Below are 6,379 nucleotides of genomic sequence, written 5' to 3'. Positions count from 1 at the left end.
GGCCCTCAGACGGGATGAACAACCTCCTCAGATCTCACAGCTAGTAAGTGAGTGGGAGTAAGTCGTTGGTATCGGACGGGGCTGTCGCGCTCTACGCCATCAAGAACTGCGACACGATGAAGAAGGCGTGCGCTTGGCTCGATGCCAAGGGCGTCGCCTACCGCTTCCATGACTACAAGGCTGAAGGCATCGACCGCTCGCGGCTGGAGACCTGGGCTCGCGCCGTAGGCTGGGAGGCGCTTCTCAACCGGGCCGGCACGACCTTTCGCAAGCTCCCGGAGGCTGACAGGGCCGATCTGGACGAGCGCAAGGCTCTCGCGCTGATGCTCGACCAGCCGTCCATGATCAAACGCCCCGTGCTCGAGCTCCACGGCCGCATCCTCGTCGGCTTCAAGCCGGAGCAGTACGAAGAGGCGGTTCGGTAGGGATCTGCTGCATTCCTCCCCGTCGTGCCCGGCCGTTTGCCGGGCATTTCGCTTTTGGGGCCCTCTCACGGCCTCGTCCTGAGGAGGACCGTCAGGTCCGTCTCAAGGGCGGGCGTCTCCAGTGTATTCTGGACCTTCGAGATGCCGCTCCGCGGTTCCTCAGGAATGAGGGCAGCAGGGTATGACCAAAGAAAAAGGGCGGGCTCGAAGGCCCGCCCTTTTCTATGACTGTGCGAACCACCTCACTGGATCGTCGGGGGTCCCAGGTCGAGGTTCAGTTCCGGCAGGCCGGGAAGGCCGCCCGGGGCTCCCGGGTCGCCGAGGCCGGGCACGATCAGGTTGTCAAGCTTCTGCTGCACGGCGGCAGGATCCACCACAGGCCCGGCAGCCTTGTAGTGCGTGACGATGCCCGGGAACAACACGACGATGGCCACCATGATGAGCTGGATTCCGACGAAGGGCACTGCGCCCCAGTAGATCTGCCCTGTGGTAATCGGCTCCATGCGCTTGCCCGTGACCTTGTCGAAGTAGGCCTGCTTCGGTGCGACGGAGCGCAGGAAGAACAGGGCAAAGCCGAAGGGCGGGTGCATGAACGAGGTTTGCATGTTCACGCCCAGCATGACGCCGAACCAGATCAGGTCGATTCCAAGCTTCTCCGCCGCAGGTCCCAGAAGCGGGATGATGATGAAGGCCAGCTCGAAGAAATCGAGGAAGAAGGCCAGGAGGAAGACCAGGATGTTGACGAAGATCAGGAAACCGACCTGACCGCCCGGAAGCGAGGTCAGCAGGTGCTCCACCCAGATGTGCCCGTTCACGCCATAGAAGGTGAGCGAGAACACGCGGGCGCCGATGAGGATGAAGAGCACGAACGCAGAGAGCTTCGCCGTCGCCTCGGTCGCTTGGCGGACGATGGTGAAGTTGAACCGGTTCGGGTTGTTGTCGAGCCGGCGCTTGATCGCCGCCAGGATGAGGGAGCCCAGCGCACCCATCGCGCCGCCTTCGGTCGGGGTGGCGAGGCCGATGAAGATGGTGCCGAGCACGAGGAAGATCAGCAGCAGCGGGGGCACCATGACGAAGGTGACCTGCTGGGCCATGTTCGACATGAGCCGGAAGCCGGTGAACCGCTGGACGAGGCCAACCACGAGGGCGTAGACCGCGCCGGCGATGACCATCTCCAGCAGAAGCGCCAGCGTGCCGTAATCCTGCTGCTGGAGCACGAAGTAGAGGCCGATCAGCGCTGCCGTGACGATGGCCGTCATGACGATGCGTTTGGCGCCGAATGCGTAGTTCATCAGTGCGCAGATCAGGGCGACCACGGTGGCGGTGCAGATCGTGAGGATCACGAAATCGGCGCCGGCGCGGGTCTCCGTCTGCATCAGCACGTAATAGCCGACGAGGCCCGAGAAGGCGACGAGCACGCCGAGCTGCCACACTCCGCGGGCGCCGTTGGGCTCGAGGTAGCCGATAGCTTCCTTCGGCAGCCCGGGAGCCGCCTTGGGGTCGATCATCGAGGCCAGGAAGATGTAGCCGGCATAGAGGCCCGAAAGGATCAGGCCGGGAAGGAACGCGCCTTCGTACATGTCGCCGACGGAGCGGCCGAGCTGGTCGGCCATGACGATGAGAACGAGGGAGGGCGGGATGATCTGGGCGAGCGTGCCGGAGGCAGCGATAATGCCTGTGGCGAGGCGCCGGTCATAGCCGTAGCGCAGCATGATCGGCAGCGAGATCAGGCCCATCGAGATCACGGAGGCCGCGACGACGCCGGTCGTGGCGGCGAGCAGGGCTCCAACGAACACGACCGCATAGGCAAGGCCGCCGCGCAGAGGGCCGAAGAGCTGTCCGATCGTGTCGAGCAGGTCCTCCGCCATGCCGGAGCGTTCGAGGATCAGCCCCATGAAGGTGAAGAACGGGATCGCCAGCAGCACCTCGTTCGACATGGTGCCGTAGATGCGGTCCGGCAGGGCCTGCAGGAGAGGCCAGGACAGGGTGATCGTGTCGGGCGCGAGGGGAGCGAGCTCCACCGCGATGAAAAAGAAGAGCAGGCCGTTCGCCGCGAGCGCGAAGGCGACCGGGTATCCGAGGAGAAGGAAGATGACGAGCGCCGCGAACATGATCGGCGCGAGGTTCTGGGCAATGAGCTCAGCCATGGACGGAAACTCCGAAAATCAACATCAGGGCGACGGGTTCAGCGAACACCGTCGCCTGGAGGCTCACCGCCATCCGGGTGCCGGGGATCGGCCATTTCCTTCAGGAGCCGCTCGGCCTCGACCTCAGGGCTGTGGCCGGTCGCATGATGCTCGTCCACGAGCTTGCCCTGCATGATGGCGATGCGCTTGATGAGCTCGCTCGCCCACTGGAAGAACAGGGAGATGAAGCCGAGCAGGATGAGTCCCTTCGCCGGCCAGATCAGCAGGCCGCCTGCATTCGATGACACCTCGCCGGAGACGTAGGAGCGTTCGAAATAGGGGACCGAGAGGTAGAGCATCAGCGCTAGGAACGGGAACAGGAAGAAGATGTGCCCCAGAATGTCGATCCAGTCGCGCCCCCGTTTCGAGAGCTTGTTGGAGACGATGTCGATACGGATGTGCTCGTTCGCCTTCAGGGTCCAGGCGGCGCACAGCATGAACACGGCGCCGAACAGGTACCACTGCAGCTCGAGCCAGGCATTGGACGAGACGCCGAAGATGCGGCGGATGATGGCGTTCACCGCCGATACCAGAATGGCCGCCACGATGGCCCAGGCGACGATCTTTCCGATGCGTTCGTTCACGGCATCGATGGCGCGGGATAGTTGAAGGAGCGCTGCCACCTGTTTCTTCCCCTTGATCTTGATCTTGTTGGTTTGACACGGCCGCCTAGCTACCGAACTTGGGGTCCATCCGCCAGTGCCGCCCTAGTCTATATGTTTCGTTGCGGGTCAGTAGCGGGGAAATTTTCGTGCCGCAAGTCACTGCCATGTTAAAAGTTTAGGCATTCCAAGCCTTTCGCCGGGAATCGAAGTTTCTAGTCAAACCTTTTTAGGACTTCCGGCCTAAGATTGTGCTTCCGAGCCGGATCATGTGACCTCGCATCCGGCGGAAGGCTTTGATTCCCAGATGGAGGGGCGTCGGTGGGACTGCTCGTACTTGGCCTGATCATCTTCATTGGCACGCATTCATTCAGCATGGCGCGCGACAGGCGGGCTGCGGTCATCAAGCGGATCGGGGAGGGGTCCTACAAGGGGCTCTATTCTCTTCTCTCTCTCGCCGGGGTCGTCCTGATCTCCATCGGCTACGGCCAGTACCGGGCCGAGGGCTACATCCCGGTCTGGGAGCCGCCGATCTGGACGCGGCACCTTGCGCTGCCGCTGGTCTGGGGCGCCTTCGTCTTCTTCGTAGCGGCCTATTTCCCCGGCCATATCACGCGGCGGCTGAAGCATCCGATGCTGGCGGGCGTCAAGATCTGGGCCTTCGCACACCTCCTCGCGAATGGCGACCTCGGCTCGATCATCCTCTTCGGCTCCATTCTGGCCTGGGCGGTCGTGGCGCGCATCAGCGCCAAGCGCCGGGACGTCGCGGCCCAGCACGGCGCGCCTGCAACCCCGCCCGCAGGGTTCCGCAACGACGTCCTCGCAACCGTGATCGGCACCGCGGCCTATATTGCCTTCGTGATCTGGCTGCACCCGGTCCTGATCGGCGTTCCCGCCCTGCCGATGCCGGCCTAGCTCGGGCCGTCTCTGATGACAGAAAGCCGTCCGGGGCTTTTCGGGCGGTATTGCCATTTCTATTGAACACTTTGAGAGAAATCGCTTGAGACGCGATCTGCCCCTCGCTTTGGAAGGGGGGCTGTGCTAGGCGACCCAATTCAAATAAGCCCACTTCGGTGAAGGAGGCGGCTCTTTTTTGGGCCGCAGAGTGAGTATGGCCCCGAACGACGAGTTTATCCGCGAGGTTGACGAGGAATATCGCCGCGATCAGATCGCCCAGATCTGGCAGCGCTACAACGGCGTCATCATCGGCGTGGCCCTTCTCGTCGTGATCGCCGTCGCCGGCTGGCGTTATTGGGAGTACCGGCAGCAGAGCCTCGCCCAAGCCGCCGCCGTCCAGTACGAGCAGGCGCTGAGCCTTTCCCGCGAGGAGAAGAGCCAGGAGGCGCAAGCCGCCCTCGAGGCGCTCGCCCGCGAAGGCGAGACCGGCTATGCGCAACTTGCCCGCTTCCGTCTTGCGGCCGAACTCGGTCAGCAGAACCCGGAGAACGGCGCGACCGCTTATGACGCGCTCGCCAACGATGCCTCGCTGCCGCCCGTCTGGCAGGACCTTGCGCGCCTTCGCGCCGCTTGGCTGAGGCTCCCTGCCGGCGACGCAGCACAAGTGCGACCCGCCATCGAGCGTCTTGCCGTGCCCACGAACCCGTGGCGGCACTCGGCCCGGGAACTCCTTGGCCTCTCGGGCCTTAAGGCCGGTGACATGGATTACGCCGGGCGCTGGTTCGACCAGATCGCGGCGGACCGCGAGACGCCCTCGGCCTTGAGGCAGCGGCTGGCGGTCTACACCGCGCTCGTGGCAGGCGGCCCCGTTCAGGTCACGCAGTAAAAAGGCGAGGCACAGGGACATGACGCCTACCGTCGCCATTGTCGGGCGGCCGAATGTCGGCAAATCGACTCTCTTCAACCGCCTCGTCGGCAAGAAGCTCGCGCTCGTGGACGACCGGCCCGGCGTGACCCGCGACCGCCGCGAGGGCGAGGCGCGCCTCGGCGATCTCGAATTCCGCATCATAGATACGGCAGGGCTGGAGGAGGCGACGGAGGAGTCGCTCCTCGGCCGCATGCGGGCCCAGACGGAAGCGGCCATCGAGGACGCCGACGTCATTCTTTTCGTCATCGACGCCCGCGTCGGGATTCTTCCCGCCGACCGGCCCTTCGCCGAGATGGTTCGCCGCTCCGGCAAGCCCGTCATCCTCATCGCCAACAAGGCCGAGGGCGGGGCGGGAATGGCCGGGGCCTACGATGCCTTCTCGCTGGGATTGGGCGACCCGGTTCCCCTCTCCGCCGAGCATGGCGAGGGCTTGGCCGACCTCTTCGAGGCGCTGATGCCCTACTTCCCCGATCCGAACGAGATGGAGGAAGAGGAGGACGACCCGAACAAGCCGCTGCAGGTCGCCATCGTCGGCCGCCCCAATGCGGGCAAGTCCACCCTCATCAACCGCATGGTCGGCGAGGACCGCCTGCTGACGGGCCCCGAGGCCGGCATCACCCGGGATTCGATCTCTCTCGACTGGGACTGGCGCGGCCGCCCAGTCCGCCTCTTCGATACGGCAGGCCTGCGCAAGCGCGCCAGGGTCGAGGACAAGCTCGAGAAGCTCTCCGTCGCCGATGCCCTGCGCGCCGTGCGCTTCGCCGAGGTCGTGGTCGTTCTGCTCGATGCGACCATTCCCTTCGAGAAGCAGGACCTGTCCATCGTCGATCTGGTGGAGCAGGAGGGCCGCGCCCTCGTCATCGGCCTCAACAAATGGGACCTCGTCGCCGACCAGCAGGGCCTCCTGAAGGACCTGAAGGAGAAGGCCGCCCGTCTGCTGCCGCAGGTGAGGGGCGCTCCCGTGGTGCCGCTTTCAGGGCTCGCCGGCAGCGGCATCGACCCGCTGATGAAGGCGGTGTTCCAGGCTTACGAGACCTGGAACACGCGTATCTCGACCGCCAAGCTCAACCAGTGGCTTTCCGAGGCGATCGACGCCAATCCGCCGCCCGCCGTCTCAGGGCGCCGGATCAAGATCCGCTACATGACCCAGGTGAAGTCGCGCCCGCCGCATTTCGCGATCTTCGGCAACCAGCTCGACGCTCTGCCGAAGAGCTACACGCGCTATCTCGTCAACAACATCCGCGAAGCCTTCGACCTCCCGGGCACCCCGATCCGCGTGTCGCTCCGCATGGGCCAGAACCCTTACGACAAGGGGCGGAAGTAGGACCTCTTGCGACCGCG

General features: G+C 64.5%; 6 protein-coding genes. 4 read left to right on the top strand and 2 right to left on the bottom strand.

Going from position 1 to position 6,379, the window contains the following annotated elements; translation table 11 throughout:
* Positions 1–65 precede the first annotated feature (65 nt).
* Positions 66–425: an ArsC family reductase gene (locus LG661_RS16840; RefSeq protein WP_268995480.1), complete on the top strand. Its 360-nt coding sequence runs from the start codon at positions 66–68 to the stop codon at positions 423–425.
* A 242-nt stretch (positions 426–667) separates the two neighbouring features.
* Here LG661_RS16840 and LG661_RS16835 read toward each other — a convergent pair whose 3' ends face one another.
* Both LG661_RS16835 and LG661_RS16830 read right to left on the bottom strand, forming a co-directional pair.
* The gene (locus LG661_RS16835; RefSeq protein WP_230533037.1) at positions 668–2,572 is read right to left on the bottom strand and encodes a TRAP transporter large permease; all 1,905 of its coding nucleotides are present in this window, start codon (positions 2,570–2,572) and stop codon (positions 668–670) included.
* 38 nt (positions 2,573–2,610) lie between these two features.
* Positions 2,611–3,234: a TRAP transporter small permease subunit gene (locus tag LG661_RS16830; protein ID WP_230533036.1), complete on the bottom strand. Its 624-nt coding sequence runs from the start codon at positions 3,232–3,234 to the stop codon at positions 2,611–2,613.
* Positions 3,235–3,534: 300 nt separating this feature from the next.
* On the opposite strand from LG661_RS16830, the gene LG661_RS16825 reads away from it, so the two are divergent.
* From LG661_RS16825 to der, 3 genes are all read left to right on the top strand, one after another.
* Positions 3,535–4,128, top strand: coding sequence for an NnrU family protein (locus LG661_RS16825; RefSeq protein WP_230533035.1), 594 nt, complete (start codon positions 3,535–3,537; stop codon positions 4,126–4,128).
* Positions 4,129–4,324: 196 nt separating this feature from the next.
* Positions 4,325–4,996: a tetratricopeptide repeat protein gene (locus LG661_RS16820; RefSeq protein ID WP_230533034.1), complete on the top strand. Its 672-nt coding sequence runs from the start codon at positions 4,325–4,327 to the stop codon at positions 4,994–4,996.
* Between the two features lie 19 nt (positions 4,997–5,015).
* Positions 5,016–6,362 (top strand): ribosome biogenesis GTPase Der, encoded by a 1,347-nt coding sequence (gene der, locus LG661_RS16815; RefSeq protein WP_230533033.1) that lies wholly within the window; start codon positions 5,016–5,018, stop codon positions 6,360–6,362.
* Positions 6,363–6,379: the final 17 nt, after the last annotated feature.

Origin of the sequence: Microvirga roseola, from assembly GCF_020866965.1 — a bacterium.
Taxonomy (GTDB): domain Bacteria; phylum Pseudomonadota; class Alphaproteobacteria; order Rhizobiales; family Beijerinckiaceae; genus Microvirga; species Microvirga roseola.
The sequence above is the reverse complement of the archived record's forward strand: the minus strand, read 5'-3'. Positions and strand labels throughout refer to the sequence as shown.